This window comes from Pseudomonas sp. B21-015, from assembly GCF_024749285.1.
Classification (GTDB): Bacteria; Pseudomonadota; Gammaproteobacteria; order Pseudomonadales; family Pseudomonadaceae; genus Aquipseudomonas.
The window spans coordinates 5,600,140-5,615,454 of sequence record NZ_CP087196.1 but is presented as its reverse complement, the minus strand read 5'-3'; the positions used below and the strand labels follow the sequence as shown (position 1 = coordinate 5,615,454).

Here is a 15,315-nt window from a genome sequence, read left to right as displayed (position 1 = left end):
GAGCTTGCTCCCGCGTTGGCGTGTCTGGAGTAAGCGAATTTTTACAGCATGCGACAACGCTCGGATGCTGGCGGTACGGTCGGGAATGCTCCTGCTTTTCGGCCCACAGGTACCGCATCGAATCAAAGACCAGGATCGTTGAATTGACGTGAGTTGGGTCCGGGCCTGTATTGGGGCTCAACGAGTTTGGCGAGGCTCAGGAGAGGTTTGCCGGACGTCCTTAAGAGTGCAAAGACTTATGGCAAAGCGTGACTATTACGAAGTATTGGGTGTTGAGCGTGGTTCAAGCGAATCGGACCTGAAAAAGGCCTACCGTCGCCTGGCGATGAAGCACCACCCGGACCGTAATCCCGATGACAAAGCGTCGGAAGATATGTTCAAAGAGGCCAATGAGGCCTATGAAGTGCTGTCCGATTCCAGCAAGCGCGCAGCCTATGACCAATACGGTCATGCAGGTGTCGACCCAAGCATGGGTGGCGGCGGTGCCGGATTTGGCGGTCAGAACTTCTCCGACATCTTTGGCGATGTCTTCAGCGACTTCTTCGGTGGTGGTCGCGGCGGTGCCCGTGGTGGTGCCCAGCGCGGCAGCGATCTGCGTTACACCCTGGAGCTGAACCTGGAAGAGGCGGTGCGCGGCACGACCGTCAATATCCGCGTTCCGACGCTGGTCAACTGCAAGCCGTGCGACGGCTCGGGTGCCAAGAAAGGCTCTTCGCCGATCACTTGTCCGACCTGTGGCGGTATCGGTCAGGTGCGCATGCAGCAGGGCTTCTTCTCGGTGCAGCAAACCTGCCCGCGCTGCCATGGTCAGGGCAAGATCATCTCCGACCCATGCGATTCCTGCCGCGGCGAAGGCCGTGTCGAAGAGTACAAGACTCTGTCGGTGAAAGTGCCGGCCGGTGTCGATACCGGTGACCGTATTCGTCTGTCTGGCGAAGGCGAGGCGGGTGCGCAGGGTGGTCCGACCGGTGACCTGTATGTAGTGATCAATGTGCGCGAGCACGCGATCTTCCAGCGTGACGGCAAGCACCTGTTCTGCGAGGTGCCGATCAGCTTTGTCGACGCAGCGCTGGGTGGCGAGCTGGAAATTCCGACCCTTGATGGTCGGGTCAAACTGAAGATCCCTGAGGGAACTCAGACCGGCAAGCAGTTCCGTGTTCGCGGCAAAGGCGTTGCGCCGGTTCGCGGCGGTGGTGCTGGCGATCTGATGTGCCGCGTGGCGGTCGAAACCCCGGTCAACCTGGGTCGTCGTCAGCGCGAATTGCTGGAAGAGTTCCGCGGCTCGCTGGCGGACGACAACAGCCATTCTCCGAAAACCACTGGTTGGTTCGAAGGCGTGAAGCGCTTCTTCGGCGATTTGTAAGGAGACGGGCATGCGACGTATTGCTGTGATGGGGGCCGCCGGCCGCATGGGCAAGATTCTGGTCGAGGCGGTGCAGCAACGCGCGCCGCTGACGGGGTTGACGGCAGCCATTGTGCGTCCTGGCAGCACGTTGATTGGCGTGGATGTCGGTGAGCTGGCATCGCTGGGGCGAATCGGTGTGCCGCTGTCCGGTAAGCTGGATGCGGTGGCTGATGAGTTCGATGTGTTGATCGACTTCACGCTTCCTGAAGTCATGCTGAAAAACCTGGCGTTCTGTCGCGAGGCGGGCAAGGCCATGGTGATCGGCACCACGGGATTGGACGCCGCGCAGAAGCAGTTGCTGGTCGAGGCGAGCAAAGACATTGCGATTGTGTTCGCGGCCAATTTCAGTGTCGGTGTAAACCTGTCGCTGAAGCTGCTCGATATGGCGGCTCGTGTGCTGGGTGATGATGCTGATATCGAAATCATCGAAGCTCACCATCGGCACAAGATCGATGCGCCTTCAGGTACGGCCCTGCGCATGGGTGAAGTGATCGCCAGTGCGCTGGATCGTGATCTGCAAAAGGTCGCGGTCTATGGTCGTGAGGGGCACACCGGTGTGCGCGAGCGAGAAACGATCGGCTTCGCCACTGTTCGCGGTGGTGATGTGGTCGGTGATCATACGGTGCTATTCGCCTGTGAAGGCGAGCGACTGGAAATCACGCACAAGGCATCCAGTCGCATGACCTTCGCCAAGGGCGCGGTACGTGCAGCTTTGTGGCTGGATGGTCGCGAGCCAGGCCTCTACGACATGCAAGATGTGCTCGATCTGCGTTAAGATGCAGCCGAAACCGGGTTCAAACATAGCTTTGAAGCCCGGTTTTAAACCGCCAAGCGACGTCCTGTCGCATTCCTCGGTCTTTAAGGCTCATTGGCGGTAGACCAAAAATGCCTTTTTCTGTAAGCTACAGCTTTAGTGTGTCCACTAAAAGCGCGCAGAATAATTCAGTGAAGAAGCGGGGTGACGTGTCCATACGTCACTCCGCTTTTTTACAACCTGCGATCGCCCTTTCAGGCTTTATTTACGGGAGGTCTTCTTGACTAAGCCAGCCATACTCGCCCTTGCTGATGGCAGCATTTTTCGCGGCGAAGCCATTGGAGCCGACGGTCAAACCGTTGGTGAGGTGGTGTTCAACACCGCAATGACCGGCTATCAGGAAATCCTTACCGATCCTTCCTACGCCCAACAGATCGTTACCCTGACTTACCCGCACATCGGCAACACCGGCACCACGCCGGAAGACGCCGAGTCCGATCGCGTCTGGTCCGCTGGCCTGGTCATCCGTGACCTGCCACTGGTTGCGAGCAACTGGCGCAACACGATGTCACTGTCCGATTACCTGAAAGCCAACAATGTGGTGGCAATCGCCGGTATCGACACTCGCCGCCTGACACGCATCCTGCGTGAGAAAGGCGCACAAAACGGCTGCATCATGGCTGGTGACAACATCTCCGAAGAAGCCGCCATCGCCGCCGCTCAGGGCTTCCCTGGCCTCAAAGGCATGGACCTGGCAAAAGTCGTCAGCACCAAAGAGAAGTACGAATGGCGCTCGACTGTCTGGGATCTGAAAACCGACAGCCACGCAACCATCGGAGCCTCCGAGTTGCCGTACCACGTGGTGGCCTACGACTACGGCGTCAAGCTGAACATCCTGCGCATGCTGGTCGAGCGCGGTTGCCGCGTGACCGTGGTGCCTGCACAGACTCCGGCCGCCGAAGCGCTGGCACTGAAGCCGGACGGCGTGTTCCTGTCCAACGGCCCTGGTGATCCGGAGCCATGCGACTACGCGATCCAGGCCATCAAAGACGTGCTGGAAACCGAGATTCCGGTATTCGGTATCTGCCTCGGCCACCAGCTGCTGGCTTTGGCTTCCGGCGCCAAGACCCTGAAAATGGGTCATGGTCACCACGGTGCCAACCACCCGGTCCAGGATCTGGATACCGGTGTGGTAATGATCACCAGCCAGAACCACGGTTTTGCGGTAGACGAAGCGACCTTGCCAGCCAACGTCCGGGCGACCCACAAATCGCTGTTCGACGGCACCCTGCAAGGCATCGAACGTACCGACAAGAGCGCCTTCAGCTTCCAGGGTCACCCTGAAGCCAGCCCTGGCCCGAACGACGTAGCGCCACTGTTTGATCGCTTCATCAACGAAATGGCCAAGCGACGCTAATCGCTCGCCCTGATGTAGCGAAGCCTGAGGGCGGTCCCGAAACCGGCGGCCCCCTCAAGGCTTCAGAGATTGAACAAGACGGCTTGCCGACTGACCTGCGGATTTGAGTGACAACCCATGCCAAAACGTACAGACATTAAAAGCATCCTGATTCTCGGCGCTGGCCCGATCGTGATCGGCCAGGCCTGCGAATTCGACTACTCCGGCGCCCAGGCCTGTAAAGCCCTGCGCGAGGAGGGTTACCGCGTCATCCTGGTGAACTCCAACCCGGCGACCATCATGACCGACCCGGCCATGGCCGACGCCACCTACATCGAGCCGATCAAGTGGCAGACCGTTGCCAAGATCATCGAGAAAGAGCGTCCGGACGCGCTGCTGCCGACCATGGGTGGCCAGACTGCTCTGAACTGCGCCCTGGACCTGGAGCGCGAAGGCGTTCTGGAGAAGTTCGGCGTAGAGATGATTGGCGCCAACGCTGACACCATCGACAAGGCCGAAGACCGTTCGCGCTTCGACAAGGCAATGAAATCCATCGGTCTGGACTGCCCGCGTTCGGGTATTGCCCACAGCATGGAAGAGGCCAACGCGGTTCTCGATCGTCTGGGTTTCCCGTGCATCATCCGTCCGTCCTTCACCATGGGCGGCACCGGTGGCGGTATCGCTTACAACCGTGAAGAGTTCGAAGAAATCTGCGCTCGCGGTCTGGACCTGTCGCCGACCAAAGAGCTGTTGATCGACGAATCGCTGATCGGCTGGAAAGAATATGAGATGGAGGTTGTCCGCGATAAGAAGGACAACTGCATCATCGTCTGCTCCATTGAAAACTTCGACCCGATGGGCGTGCACACCGGTGACTCGATCACTGTTGCCCCAGCACAGACCCTGACCGACAAGGAATACCAGATCCTGCGTAATGCCTCCCTGGCAGTGCTGCGTGAGATCGGCGTGGAAACCGGCGGCTCCAACGTCCAGTTCGGCATCTGCCCGAACACTGGCCGCATGGTGGTCATCGAGATGAACCCGCGGGTATCCCGTTCCTCGGCCCTGGCGTCGAAAGCCACCGGTTTTCCGATCGCCAAGGTCGCGGCAAAACTGGCCGTCGGTTACACCCTCGACGAGTTGTCGAACGACATCACCGGCGGCAAGACCCCGGCGTCCTTCGAACCGTCCATCGATTACGTCGTCACCAAGCTGCCACGCTTCGCCTTCGAGAAGTTCCCGAAAGCCGACGCACGCCTGACCACTCAAATGAAGTCGGTCGGTGAAGTCATGGCCATCGGCCGGACCTTCCAGGAATCCCTGCAGAAAGCCCTGCGCGGTCTGGAAGTAGGCGTTTGCGGCCTGGACGAGAAGCTCGACCTGAGCAACCCGGAAAGCATGAGTATCCTCAAGCGCGAACTGACCGTGCCGGGTGCCGAGCGTATCTGGTACGTGGCTGACGCCTTCCGCGCCGGTCTGTCGGTCGAAGACATCTTCGGCATGAACATGATCGATCCGTGGTTCCTGGTGCAAATCGAAGATCTGATCAAGGATGAAGAGAAGGTCAAGACCCTTGGTCTGGCCAGCATCGACCGCGACACGATGTTCCGTCTCAAGCGCAAGGGCTTCTCCGACATGCGTCTGGCCAAGTTGCTGGGCGTGACCGAGAAGAGCCTGCGTCGTCATCGTCACAAGCTCGAAGTGTTCCCGGTCTACAAGCGCGTTGATACCTGCGCGGCCGAGTTCGCCACCGACACCGCCTACCTCTACTCGACATACGAGGAAGAGTGCGAAGCCGCGCCGTCGGGCCGCGACAAGATCATGATCCTCGGCGGCGGTCCTAACCGTATCGGCCAGGGTATCGAGTTCGACTACTGCTGCGTACACGCGGCACTGGCCCTGCGCGATGACGGTTACGAGACCATTATGGTCAACTGCAACCCGGAAACCGTTTCCACCGACTACGACACTTCCGACCGCCTGTACTTCGAGCCAGTGACCCTGGAAGACGTACTGGAAATCGTCCGTGTCGAGAAGCCTAAAGGCGTGATCGTCCAGTACGGCGGCCAGACTCCGCTGAAACTGGCGCGTGCCCTGGAAGAGGCCGGCGTGCCGATCATCGGCACCAGCCCTGACGCCATCGACCGTGCCGAAGACCGTGAGCGCTTCCAGCAAATGGTTGAGCGTCTGAACCTGCGTCAGCCGCCAAACGCCACCGTGCGCAGCGAAGACGAAGCGATTCGTGCCGCGGCCAAGATCGGTTACCCGCTGGTGGTTCGTCCGTCCTACGTACTGGGCGGCCGCGCGATGGAAATCGTTTACGAAGAAGAAGAACTCAAGCGCTACCTGCGTGAAGCGGTTCAAGTATCCAATGACAGCCCGGTGCTGCTGGACCACTTCCTCAACTGCGCCATCGAAATGGACGTGGATGCGGTCTGCGACGGCACTGACGTGGTGATCGGCGCGATCATGCAGCACATCGAGCAGGCCGGCGTTCACTCCGGTGACTCCGCATGCTCCCTGCCGCCGTACTCGCTGCCTGCACATATCCAGGACGAGATGCGCGAACAGGTCAAGAAAATGGCCCTGGAACTGGGTGTGGTCGGCCTGATGAACGTTCAGTTGGCGCTGCAAGGCGAAGACATCTACGTCATCGAAGTCAACCCGCGCGCTTCCCGTACTGTGCCGTTCGTCTCCAAGTGCATCGGTGTTTCCCTGGCGATGATCGCGGCACGCGTCATGGCCGGTAAAACCCTGAAGGAAATCGGCTTCACCAAGGAAATCATTCCGAACTTCTACAGCGTGAAAGAGGCGGTGTTCCCGTTCGCCAAATTCCCTGGTGTGGACCCGATCCTGGGCCCGGAAATGAAGTCCACCGGTGAAGTGATGGGTGTGGGCGATACCTTCGGCGAAGCCTTTGCCAAAGCCCAGATGGGCGCCAGTGAAGTGCTGCCGACCGGCGGCACCGCGTTCATCAGCGTGCGTGACGATGACAAGCCACTGGTTGCAGGCGTGGCCCGTGATCTGATCAACTTGGGCTTCGAAGTGGTCGCCACTGCCGGTACTGCCAAGCTGATCGAAGCCGCAGGCCTGAAAGTGCGTCGTGTGAACAAGGTGACCGAGGGTCGTCCGCACGTGGTCGACATGATCAAGAATGACGAAGTCACCCTGATCATCAACACCACCGAAGGTCGCCAGTCGATCGCCGATTCCTACTCCATTCGTCGTAATGCCTTGCAGCACAAGATCTACTGCACCACTACCATTGCTGCTGGCGAAGCTATCTGTGAAGCGCTGAAGTTCGGTCCTGAGAAGACCGTGCGCCGCTTGCAGGATCTACACGCAGGATTGAAGGCATGAGCATAACCAAGTACCCAATGACCGTTCAGGGCGCGAAAGCCCTGGAAGAAGAGCACGCTCACCTGACCAAAGTCGTCCGTCCGAAGCTCAGCCAGGACATCGGTACGGCCCGCGAGTTGGGTGACTTGAAAGAAAACGCCGAATACCACGCTGCTCGCGAGCAGCAGGGTATGGTCGAGGCGCGGATCCGCGATATCGAAGGCCGCATGCAGAACGCGGTGATCATCGATGTCACGACTATTCCTCATACCGGCAAAGTGATTTTCGGCACCACCGTTGAAATCGCCAACGTCGAGACTGATGAAAGCGTCACTTACCACATCGTGGGTGAGGATGAGGCTGACTTCAAACTCGGCAAGATTTCGGTGGGTTCGCCACTGGCCCGCGCCTTGATTGCCAAGGAAGAGGGTGACGTGGTCGCCGTGAAAACGCCGGGTGGCGTTATCGAGTATGAGATTGTCGAAGTTCGCCACATCTGAAAGAAGGCGCCCGCTACGTGCGGGCGCCATGCTTTGGCAGCTAACCCAAATGTTGTGGGTTGGCGGCGTGTGGTTGTTGCACATCGGTCTGCTGCCGGTGCTGGGGCAAATCGGCCTGGCGCCGCTGCTGATCGACGAAATTGCAGGCGCGCTGAATACGCTGATGGTGGGATTCGCCACGGCGAGTGTGATTTTTCAGGCTTTGGTGCTGGTACAGGCCGAGGGCCTTGCCAGTCTATGGCGGGATATTCGCGGGCAACTGCTGCTGATGGCGCTGTATGGGTGCGCGATGTATTTCGCAGTGCGCTTCGGTTGGCCTCAGGCGCTGCATTGGCAGTTGTTCAGCTATCTTGTCCTGGGCTTTTCCGGGCTGGTGCTGGTGATGCAGCCGGTGCCTGGGTGGAGTGTCAGGGTGCGCGAAGCACACCCTTGACCCTTGCCATCACTTGAAGCGATGGACGTTCGACAGCTGCTTGTTGACGCTGAAGTTCTTGCGGTAAATCAGTGCCATCTTGCCGATGACCTGAACCAGATCCGCTTTGCCGGCCTTGCAGAGTTCTGCAATGGCCGCCAGGCGCGATTCGCGATCGAGGATGTTGAGCTTGATTTTGATCAGCTCGTGATCCGCCAGAGCGCGTTCAAGTTCGGCTAACACACCTTCAGTCAAGCCGTTGTCAGCCACAATCAAAACTGGTTTCAGATGGTGGCCAATGGATTTGTACTGTTTCTTCTGCTCTTGAGTGAGCGGCATAATCTGACCCTTTAGTCTGGATTCTGTAAAATGGCGGCCATTTTACCCGAGGGTTCGTGGATCCGCCCAATTAATCACGACCCTTATCATCGAGGTGCCCAATGGCGCGTTCCAAGACAAGCCTTGGTTGGCTGAAAAGACATGTCAATGATCCATATGTGAAGCAGGCGCAGAAGGATGGTTACCGCTCGCGTGCGAGTTACAAGCTTCTGGAGGTCCAGGAGAAATACAAGCTGATCCGTCCGGGCATGAGCGTTGTCGACCTGGGTGCAGCGCCCGGCGGCTGGTCGCAGGTCACTAGTCGGCTGATCGGTGGTCAGGGGCGTCTGATCGCCTCGGACATCCTGGAAATGGACAGCATTCCGGACGTGACTTTCATCCAGGGTGACTTCACCCAGGACGAAGTGCTCGCTCAGATCCTTGAAGCCGTGGGTAATTCGCAGGTGGACCTTGTGATTTCCGATATGGCCCCCAATATGAGTGGTACGCCTGAGGTGGACATGCCAAAAGCCATGTTTCTATGTGAGCTGGCTCTTGATCTGGCGGCTCGGATACTCAAGCCGGGTGGTAATTTTGTGATCAAGGTGTTTCAGGGCGAAGGGTTTGATGCTTACGTGAAGGACGCTCGTCAGAAATTCGACAAGGTCCAGATGATCAAGCCGGACTCTTCCCGTGGCAGTTCCCGCGAGCAATACATGCTGGCTTGGGGCTACCGCGGCCGTAGTGAGTAAATCGAGGTTTTTTTGCGGGTCGATAGGATTTTCGTATTTCGCCCCGTGAGCATTAGCGAATATTGTGTAGAAAGTGTTTCACAAAGGGTTACAGACGGCGCCTGCCAGAGCCGTAGGTAATGTAGTAAGTTAGGCCGGTGAATATCATGCGAAGCGCGCGCCATTAGCGGAGCTTGCTTCAGAGGGTAGTTAATTGAACGATATGGCAAAGAATCTGATCCTGTGGTTGATCATCGCGGCTGTCCTGGTGACGGTGATGAACAACTTCTCCAGCCCTAACGAGCCGCAGACCCTCAACTATTCCGACTTCATCCAGCAGGTCAAGGATGGCAAGGTCGAGCGCGTAGCGGTTGATGGCTACGTGATTACCGGCAAGCGCAACGATGGCGACAGCTTCAAGACCATTCGTCCTGCGATCCAGGATAACGGTCTGATCGGCGACCTCGTGGATAACCACGTTGTGGTCGAAGGCAAGCAGCCTGAACAGCAAAGCATCTGGACTCAACTCCTGGTCGCAAGCTTCCCGATCCTGGTGATCATCGCCGTCTTCATGTTCTTCATGCGGCAGATGCAGGGCGGTGCCGGTGGCAAGGGTGGGCCGATGAGCTTCGGCAAGAGCAAGGCGCGCCTGCTCTCCGAAGATCAGGTGAAAACCACCCTGGCTGACGTTGCAGGTTGTGATGAAGCCAAGGAAGAAGTCGGCGAACTGGTCGAATTCCTGCGTGATCCAGGCAAGTTCCAGCGCTTGGGCGGTCGCATTCCTCGCGGTGTGCTGATGGTGGGGCCTCCGGGTACCGGTAAAACCTTGCTGGCCAAGGCGATTGCCGGCGAAGCCAAAGTACCGTTCTTTACTATTTCCGGTTCCGATTTCGTCGAAATGTTCGTCGGTGTCGGTGCCAGCCGTGTTCGTGACATGTTTGAACAGGCGAAGAAACACGCGCCATGCATCATCTTCATCGATGAAATCGACGCCGTTGGTCGCCACCGTGGCGCCGGCATGGGCGGCGGTCACGATGAGCGCGAGCAGACTCTCAACCAGTTGCTGGTAGAGATGGACGGCTTCGAAATGAATGACGGCATCATCGTCATCGCCGCGACCAACCGTCCGGATGTATTGGACCCTGCACTGCTGCGTCCAGGCCGTTTCGACCGTCAGGTAGTGGTCGGTCTGCCGGATATCCGTGGTCGCGAACAGATTCTTAAAGTCCACATGCGCAAAGTACCGATGGGTGATGACGTCGCTCCAGCAGTGATCGCTCGTGGTACGCCTGGTTTCTCCGGTGCTGACTTGGCCAACCTGGTGAACGAGGCGTCGTTGTTCGCTGCCCGTGCCGGCAAGCGCATCGTCGAGATGAAAGAGTTCGAACTGGCCAAAGACAAGATCATGATGGGCGCCGAGCGCAAATCCATGGTCATGTCCGAGAAAGAGAAGCAGAACACTGCTTATCACGAAGCAGGCCACGCTATCGTCGGCCGCGTCGTGCCTGAGCATGACCCGGTCTACAAGGTGTCGATCATCCCGCGCGGTCGCGCGCTCGGCGTGACCATGTTCCTGCCGGAAGAAGATCGCTACAGCCTGTCCAAGCGTGCGCTGATCAGCCAGATCTGCTCGCTGTACGGCGGTCGTATCGCTGAAGAGATGACCTTGGGCTTCGATGGCGTCACCACCGGCGCGTCCAACGACATCATGCGTGCCAGCCAGATTGCACGGAACATGGTGACCAAGTGGGGCTTGTCGGAAAAACTCGGTCCGTTGATGTATGCCGAAGAAGAGGGTGAAGTGTTCCTCGGTCGCGGCGGCGGTGGTCAGCATGCCAGTTTCTCCGGCGAGACGGCCAAGCTGATCGACTCCGAAGTGCGCAGCATCATTGATCAGTGCTATGGCACGGCAAAGCAGATCCTTACGGATAACCGTGACAAGCTTGACGCCATGGCGGATGCCTTGATGAAGTACGAGACGATCGATGCCGATCAGATCGATGACATCATGGCAGGTCGTACACCGCGCGAACCTCGCGACTGGTCTGGCGGTAACGATGCTTCCGGCACGCCTCCGGCGGTGCAGGATGGGCGTCCGGAAACACCAATCGGTGGCCCGGCTGCTGACGTATAAGGTTTGAAATGACTTCTGTTCAGTCCTCGACCCGGTTGCCTTGCGGCAGCCGGGTTCTTGATTTGGCCCAGACGCATGTCATGGGTATTCTCAATGTCACCCCCGATTCCTTTTCCGATGGCGGCCGATACAGTCAGCTGGATGCGGCCTTGCGCCACGCCGAAGCGATGGTTGTGGCTGGCGCGACGCTGATCGACGTCGGTGGCGAATCGACCAGGCCCGGTGCCAGGACGGTTTCACCACTTGAAGAGCTGGAGCGCGTAGCGCCCATCGTCGAGCGTATTCATCGTGAACTCGATGTGATTATTTCGGTCGATACCTCCACGCCGGCGGTCATGCGTGAAACCGCAAGGCTGGGGGCGGGATTGATCAATGACGTGCGCTCGTTGCGTCGAGACGGTGCCCTGGATGCAGCAGCAGCAACCGGCTTACCGGTGTGCCTGATGCATATGCTCGGCGAGCCGGGCGACATGCAGGACAATCCGCAGTACCGGGATGTTACGAAAGAGGTCGGTGAGTTTCTCGCTGAACGCATGGTCCAGTGTGCATCGGTGGGTATTCCCCCTGAGCGGATCATCCTCGATCCGGGCTTCGGCTTTGCGAAAACTTTGCAGCACAACCTGAGCTTGTTTAAGCATATGGAGGCCCTGCATGCCTTGGGGCGGCCCCTGTTGGTCGGGGTTTCACGAAAGAGCATGATCGGGCAGGCCTTGAATCGGCCGGTGGGAGAGCGCCTGCATGGCGGCCTGGCGCTCGCGGCGCTAGCTTTGGTCAAGGGCGCGCGTATATTGCGCGTCCATGATGTGGCCGAAACAGTCGATGTGGTGCGGATGATCGCTGCCGTAGAATCAGCCGAATAAGAATGATGGAGTACTTATGAGTAAGAAATATTTTGGCACCGACGGCATTCGTGGTCGGGTCGGTGAATACCCGATTACTCCTGATTTCATGCTCAAGCTTGGCTGGGCTGCAGGCATGGCATTTCGCAGCATGGGTGCCTGCAAGGTGCTCGTGGGCAAGGACACCCGGATATCCGGTTACATGTTCGAGTCGGCACTTGAGGCCGGGCTGACCTCGGCAGGTGCTGATGTGATGCTGTTGGGGCCGATGCCGACGCCAGCTATCGCCTATCTGACGCGAACCTTTCATGCCGAAGCTGGCATCGTGATCAGCGCTTCGCACAACCCTCATGACGACAACGGCATCAAGTTTTTCTCTGGAAAGGGTACCAAGCTCCCGGATGAAGTCGAACTGATGATCGAAGAGCTGCTCGACACCCCGATGACTGTGGTTGAGTCGAGCAAGATCGGCAAGGTGTCGCGAATCAACGATGCTTCGGGCCGTTATATCGAATTCTGCAAGAGCAGCGTCCCGACCGGCACCAGTTTTGCCGGCCTGAAGATCGTGCTCGATTGTGCTCACGGCGCGACCTATAAGGTGGCGCCTAGTGTGTTCCGTGAGCTGGGGGCCGACGTTGTTGTGCTTTCTGCTAATCCTAATGGCCTGAACATCAATGAAAATTGCGGTTCAACCCATATGGAGCCGTTGCAAGCTGCCGTATTGGCCGAGCACGCCGATTTGGGTATCGCCTTTGACGGTGACGGTGACCGGGTCCAGATGGTTGATCACACTGGTGCTGTCGTCGACGGCGACGAGTTGCTGTTCATCATTGCTCGCGATCTGCATGAGCGCGGCAAGTTGCAAGGCGGTGTGGTCGGTACGCTGATGAGTAATCTGGGGCTGGAGTTGGCCCTGGCGGATCTGGCGATTCCTTTTGTGCGCGCCAACGTTGGCGACCGTTACGTCATTTCCGAGTTGCTGGAGCGCGATTGGCAGGTGGGTGGGGAAAACTCGGGGCATATTGTCTGCTTCAGTCATACCACCACCGGTGATGCGATCATTGCCGCGTTGCAGGTGCTGATGGCGTTGAAGAGGCGCGTAGAAGGCCTGGCTCAGTCCCGTCAGGCGCTGCGCAAGTGCCCTCAGGTGCTGATCAATGTGCGGTTTGGCGGCGGTGCGAGCCCGCTCGAACATCCGACAGTCAAGGAGGCCAGTGATCGTGTCACTCAAGCGATGGCGGGTCGTGGGCGCGTGCTGTTGCGCAAGTCCGGGACAGAGCCGCTGGTGCGCGTGATGGTCGAAGGTGAGGACGAAATTCAGGTTCGCGGTTACGCCGAAGAGCTGGCAAAACTGGTAACTGAAGTTTCTGCCTGATTTCGGCTTGCCAGCCATGATTGTGTTGGGTAACATCTGCGCCCACTTTGACCGACGAGGTACAGCATGCGTCGCCCTATGGTAGCTGGTAACTGGAAGATGCACGGTACCCGCGCCAGCGTCGCTGAGCTGATCAACGGCCTTCGTCATCTGGCCTTGTCGAGCGGTGTTGATGTCGCGGTGTTCCCGCCTAGCTTGTATATCAGTCAAGTGATTGATGGCTTGCAAGGTAAGTCGATCTCGGTCGGCGCGCAGAACTCTGCGATTGAATCCGGGCAGGGTGCGTTGACAGGTGAGATTTCGCCGAGTCAGTTAGTGGATGCAGGTTGTTCCCTGGTGCTTGTCGGGCACTCCGAGCGCCGCCAGATAATGGGCGAGCTTGACGGAACGCTGAGTCGCAAATTCGCGGCAGCGCAGGCATGTGGCTTGATTCCGGTGTTGTGTGTAGGGGAAACCCTCGAGCAGCGCGAAGCCGGGAAAACTCTTGAGGTTGTCGGGCGTCAGCTGGGTAGCATCATCGAGGAGCTGGGTGTCGGTGCTTTTGCAAAGGCAGTAATCGCTTACGAGCCGGTCTGGGCTATTGGTACCGGGCTGACTGCTTCGCCGCAACAAGCGCAGGATGTGCACGCAGCCATTCGCGCGCAGTTGGCGGCAGAGAATTCTGAAGTCGCACAAGGTGTGCGGCTTCTATACGGCGGCAGCGTGAAGGCGGCCAATGCGGTCGAACTGTTCGGCATGCCGGATATCGATGGGGGGCTCATTGGTGGAGCTTCCCTGAATGCAGATGAGTTCGGTGCGATTTGTCGCGCCGCGGGAAACTGAAAAAATGCTGGAAACAGTCGTAGTCGTTTTTCATCTGCTGGGTGCATTGGGCGTAGTTGCTCTGGTATTGCTGCAGCAGGGTAAGGGTGCGGACGCTGGCGCATCTTTCGGAGCAGGTGCTTCAAATACTGTGTTCGGAAGCCAAGGTTCCTCTACCTTTCTTAGTAAGTTTACTGCTATACTTGCCGCCGGTTTCTTCATAACCAGCTTGGGGTTAGGTTACTTTGCTAAAGAGAAGGCTCATCAGCTGACTCAAGTAGGTTTGCCAAATCCAGCAGTGTTGGAAGTTCCTAAGCAACAACCGGCTTCTGATGATGTCCCGGTGCTTCAAGAGCAAAAGTCGGCTACTCCAGCGACTGACGTGCCTCCAGCTCAAGAGCAGAAGTAAGAAGAGTTTCAAACGTAGTATTGCCGAGGTGGTGGAATTGGTAGACACGCAACCTTGAGGTGGTTGTGCCCATAGGGTGTAGGGGTTCGAGTCCCCTTCTCGGTACCAATTATCAAGAGAGCCCGCTGTTGCGGGCTTTCTTGTAGGTGGAAGGTTACATTGACCCTGTCAGGGATCGGTCGTATACTTCCGCCCCAGCTTTGTCGCGGGGTGGAGCAGTCTGGTAGCTCGTCGGGCTCATAACCCGAAGGTCGTCGGTTCAAATCCGGCCCCCGCAACCAGTTTAAGGAGCCCCTTTTCAGGGGCTTTTTGTTAGCTGGACACTTTCAACGCCGCTGTTCGACGGCGTTTTCAAGGATGGGCGTTTCGCCCATTTTTTTATTTTGCACAGCATGCACATACATGCACGAGGGGGTTCAGGTGTCGAGCAAGCTAGAAGAGTTGCAGGCCTTGCTGGCCCCGGTGGTCGTGGCCCTAGGCTATGAATGCTGGGGTATTGAGTTTTCGGCTCAAGGTCGCCACTCAATGTTGCGCGTTTATATCGATAAAGAAGGCGGCGTACTGGTGGACGATTGTGCCATCGTCAGTCGCCAGATCAGCGGTGTGCTGGATGTTGAAGATCCTATCGCCGTTGAATACACCCTTGAAGTTTCCTCGCCTGGCATGGAACGCCCACTGTTCACTCTTGAGCAGTTTGCAAAATTTGCCGGTGAACAAGTGAAGATCAAGCTGCGCTCGCCTTTTGAAGGCCGGCGCAACTTTCAGGGCCTTCTGCGCGGTGTAGAAGAGCAGGACGTCGTGGTGCAGGTTGAAGACCATGAGTTCCTGTTGCCGATCGATATGATCGACAAGGCCAACATTATTCCCAGTTTTGACTGAGACGCGGATCCCGCGGATCCAAT

At 57.9% G+C, this 15,315-nt stretch carries 14 protein-coding genes and 2 tRNA genes; 15 read left to right on the top strand and 1 reads right to left on the bottom strand.

The genetic code is table 11. From position 1 onward, the window contains the following. Positions 1-238: 238 nt before the first annotated feature. The 6 genes from dnaJ (at position 239) to LOY38_RS25710 (ending at position 7,827) form a co-directional block, all read left to right on the top strand. Positions 239-1,363 carry a molecular chaperone DnaJ gene (gene dnaJ / locus LOY38_RS25735; RefSeq protein WP_258697617.1) on the top strand — a complete coding sequence of 375 codons (1,125 nt, stop codon included), beginning with the start codon at positions 239-241 and terminating at the stop codon, positions 1,361-1,363. A 10-nt stretch (positions 1,364-1,373) separates the two neighbouring features. After that, positions 1,374-2,180 (top strand): 4-hydroxy-tetrahydrodipicolinate reductase, encoded by an 807-nt coding sequence (gene dapB, locus LOY38_RS25730; protein WP_258697616.1) that lies wholly within the window; start codon positions 1,374-1,376, stop codon positions 2,178-2,180. A 259-nt stretch (positions 2,181-2,439) separates the two neighbouring features. Next, a complete protein-coding gene (gene carA, locus LOY38_RS25725) occupies positions 2,440-3,576 on the top strand; it encodes a glutamine-hydrolyzing carbamoyl-phosphate synthase small subunit (RefSeq protein ID WP_258697615.1) in 1,137 nt (378 codons plus the stop codon). A 117-nt stretch (positions 3,577-3,693) separates the two neighbouring features. Then, positions 3,694-6,915: a carbamoyl-phosphate synthase large subunit gene (gene carB, locus LOY38_RS25720; protein ID WP_258697614.1), complete on the top strand. Its 3,222-nt coding sequence runs from the start codon at positions 3,694-3,696 to the stop codon at positions 6,913-6,915. A 2-nt stretch (positions 6,916-6,917) separates the two neighbouring features. After that, positions 6,918-7,394 (top strand): transcription elongation factor GreA, encoded by a 477-nt coding sequence (gene greA / locus LOY38_RS25715; RefSeq protein ID WP_033058235.1) that lies wholly within the window; start codon positions 6,918-6,920, stop codon positions 7,392-7,394. Between the two features lie 28 nt (positions 7,395-7,422). Continuing rightward, the gene (locus LOY38_RS25710; RefSeq protein WP_258697613.1) at positions 7,423-7,827 is read left to right on the top strand and encodes an MFS transporter; all 405 of its coding nucleotides are present in this window, start codon (positions 7,423-7,425) and stop codon (positions 7,825-7,827) included. Between the two features lie 9 nt (positions 7,828-7,836). Here the strand turns inward: LOY38_RS25710 and LOY38_RS25705 are convergent, their stop codons facing one another. Then, the gene (locus LOY38_RS25705; protein WP_007900503.1) at positions 7,837-8,145 is read right to left on the bottom strand and encodes a YhbY family RNA-binding protein; all 309 of its coding nucleotides are present in this window, start codon (positions 8,143-8,145) and stop codon (positions 7,837-7,839) included. 101 nt (positions 8,146-8,246) lie between these two features. Here LOY38_RS25705 and rlmE point away from each other — a divergent pair, with 101 nt between their 5' ends. The 9 genes from rlmE to rimP all read left to right on the top strand — a co-directional run bounded on the left by rlmE (position 8,247) and on the right by rimP (position 15,292). After that, positions 8,247-8,876: a 23S rRNA (uridine(2552)-2'-O)-methyltransferase RlmE gene (rlmE, locus tag LOY38_RS25700; protein WP_007900501.1), complete on the top strand. Its 630-nt coding sequence runs from the start codon at positions 8,247-8,249 to the stop codon at positions 8,874-8,876. Positions 8,877-9,078: 202 nt separating this feature from the next. Next, positions 9,079-10,989 carry an ATP-dependent zinc metalloprotease FtsH gene (gene ftsH / locus LOY38_RS25695; protein WP_258697612.1) on the top strand — a complete coding sequence of 637 codons (1,911 nt, stop codon included), beginning with the start codon at positions 9,079-9,081 and terminating at the stop codon, positions 10,987-10,989. Between the two features lie 8 nt (positions 10,990-10,997). Next, a complete protein-coding gene (folP, locus tag LOY38_RS25690) occupies positions 10,998-11,849 on the top strand; it encodes a dihydropteroate synthase (protein ID WP_258697611.1) in 852 nt (283 codons plus the stop codon). Between the two features lie 16 nt (positions 11,850-11,865). Further along, positions 11,866-13,203 (top strand): phosphoglucosamine mutase, encoded by a 1,338-nt coding sequence (gene glmM / locus LOY38_RS25685; RefSeq protein ID WP_258697610.1) that lies wholly within the window; start codon positions 11,866-11,868, stop codon positions 13,201-13,203. A 66-nt stretch (positions 13,204-13,269) separates the two neighbouring features. Next, entirely contained in the window at positions 13,270-14,025 is a 756-nt protein-coding gene (gene tpiA / locus LOY38_RS25680; protein ID WP_258697609.1) for a triose-phosphate isomerase, read from the top strand. Between the two features lie 4 nt (positions 14,026-14,029). After that, entirely contained in the window at positions 14,030-14,413 is a 384-nt protein-coding gene (gene secG, locus LOY38_RS25675; protein WP_017336473.1) for a preprotein translocase subunit SecG, read from the top strand. Positions 14,414-14,435: 22 nt separating this feature from the next. Continuing rightward, positions 14,436-14,521: transfer RNA gene (locus LOY38_RS25670), tRNA-Leu, on the top strand. A 96-nt stretch (positions 14,522-14,617) separates the two neighbouring features. Beyond that, positions 14,618-14,694 (top strand) — tRNA-Met (locus LOY38_RS25665). A gap of 139 nt (positions 14,695-14,833) precedes the next feature. Continuing rightward, complete coding sequence (gene rimP, locus LOY38_RS25660; protein WP_007993601.1) at positions 14,834-15,292, top strand: ribosome maturation factor RimP; 459 nt, start codon at positions 14,834-14,836, stop codon at positions 15,290-15,292. Positions 15,293-15,315 lie beyond the last annotated feature (23 nt).

Excerpts from the sequence above, each read along its gene's own strand:
- secG (WP_017336473.1), top strand. The coding sequence starts at position 14,030 with ATGCTGGAAACAGTCGTAGTCGTTTTTCATCTGCTGGGTGCATTGGGC.
- tpiA (WP_258697609.1), top strand. The coding sequence starts at position 13,270 with ATGCGTCGCCCTATGGTAGCTGGTAACTGGAAGATGCACGGTACCCGC.
- dnaJ (WP_258697617.1), top strand. The coding sequence starts at position 239 with ATGGCAAAGCGTGACTATTACGAAGTATTGGGTGTTGAGCGTGGTTCA.
- carB (WP_258697614.1), top strand. The coding sequence starts at position 3,694 with ATGCCAAAACGTACAGACATTAAAAGCATCCTGATTCTCGGCGCTGGC.
- ftsH (WP_258697612.1), top strand. The coding sequence starts at position 9,079 with ATGGCAAAGAATCTGATCCTGTGGTTGATCATCGCGGCTGTCCTGGTG.
- rlmE (WP_007900501.1), top strand. The coding sequence starts at position 8,247 with ATGGCGCGTTCCAAGACAAGCCTTGGTTGGCTGAAAAGACATGTCAAT.
- LOY38_RS25705 (WP_007900503.1), bottom strand. The coding sequence starts at position 8,145 with ATGCCGCTCACTCAAGAGCAGAAGAAACAGTACAAATCCATTGGCCAC.
- dapB (WP_258697616.1), top strand. The coding sequence starts at position 1,374 with ATGCGACGTATTGCTGTGATGGGGGCCGCCGGCCGCATGGGCAAGATT.
- folP (WP_258697611.1), top strand. The coding sequence starts at position 10,998 with ATGACTTCTGTTCAGTCCTCGACCCGGTTGCCTTGCGGCAGCCGGGTT.
- glmM (WP_258697610.1), top strand. The coding sequence starts at position 11,866 with ATGAGTAAGAAATATTTTGGCACCGACGGCATTCGTGGTCGGGTCGGT.
- LOY38_RS25710 (WP_258697613.1), top strand. The coding sequence starts at position 7,423 with ATGCTTTGGCAGCTAACCCAAATGTTGTGGGTTGGCGGCGTGTGGTTG.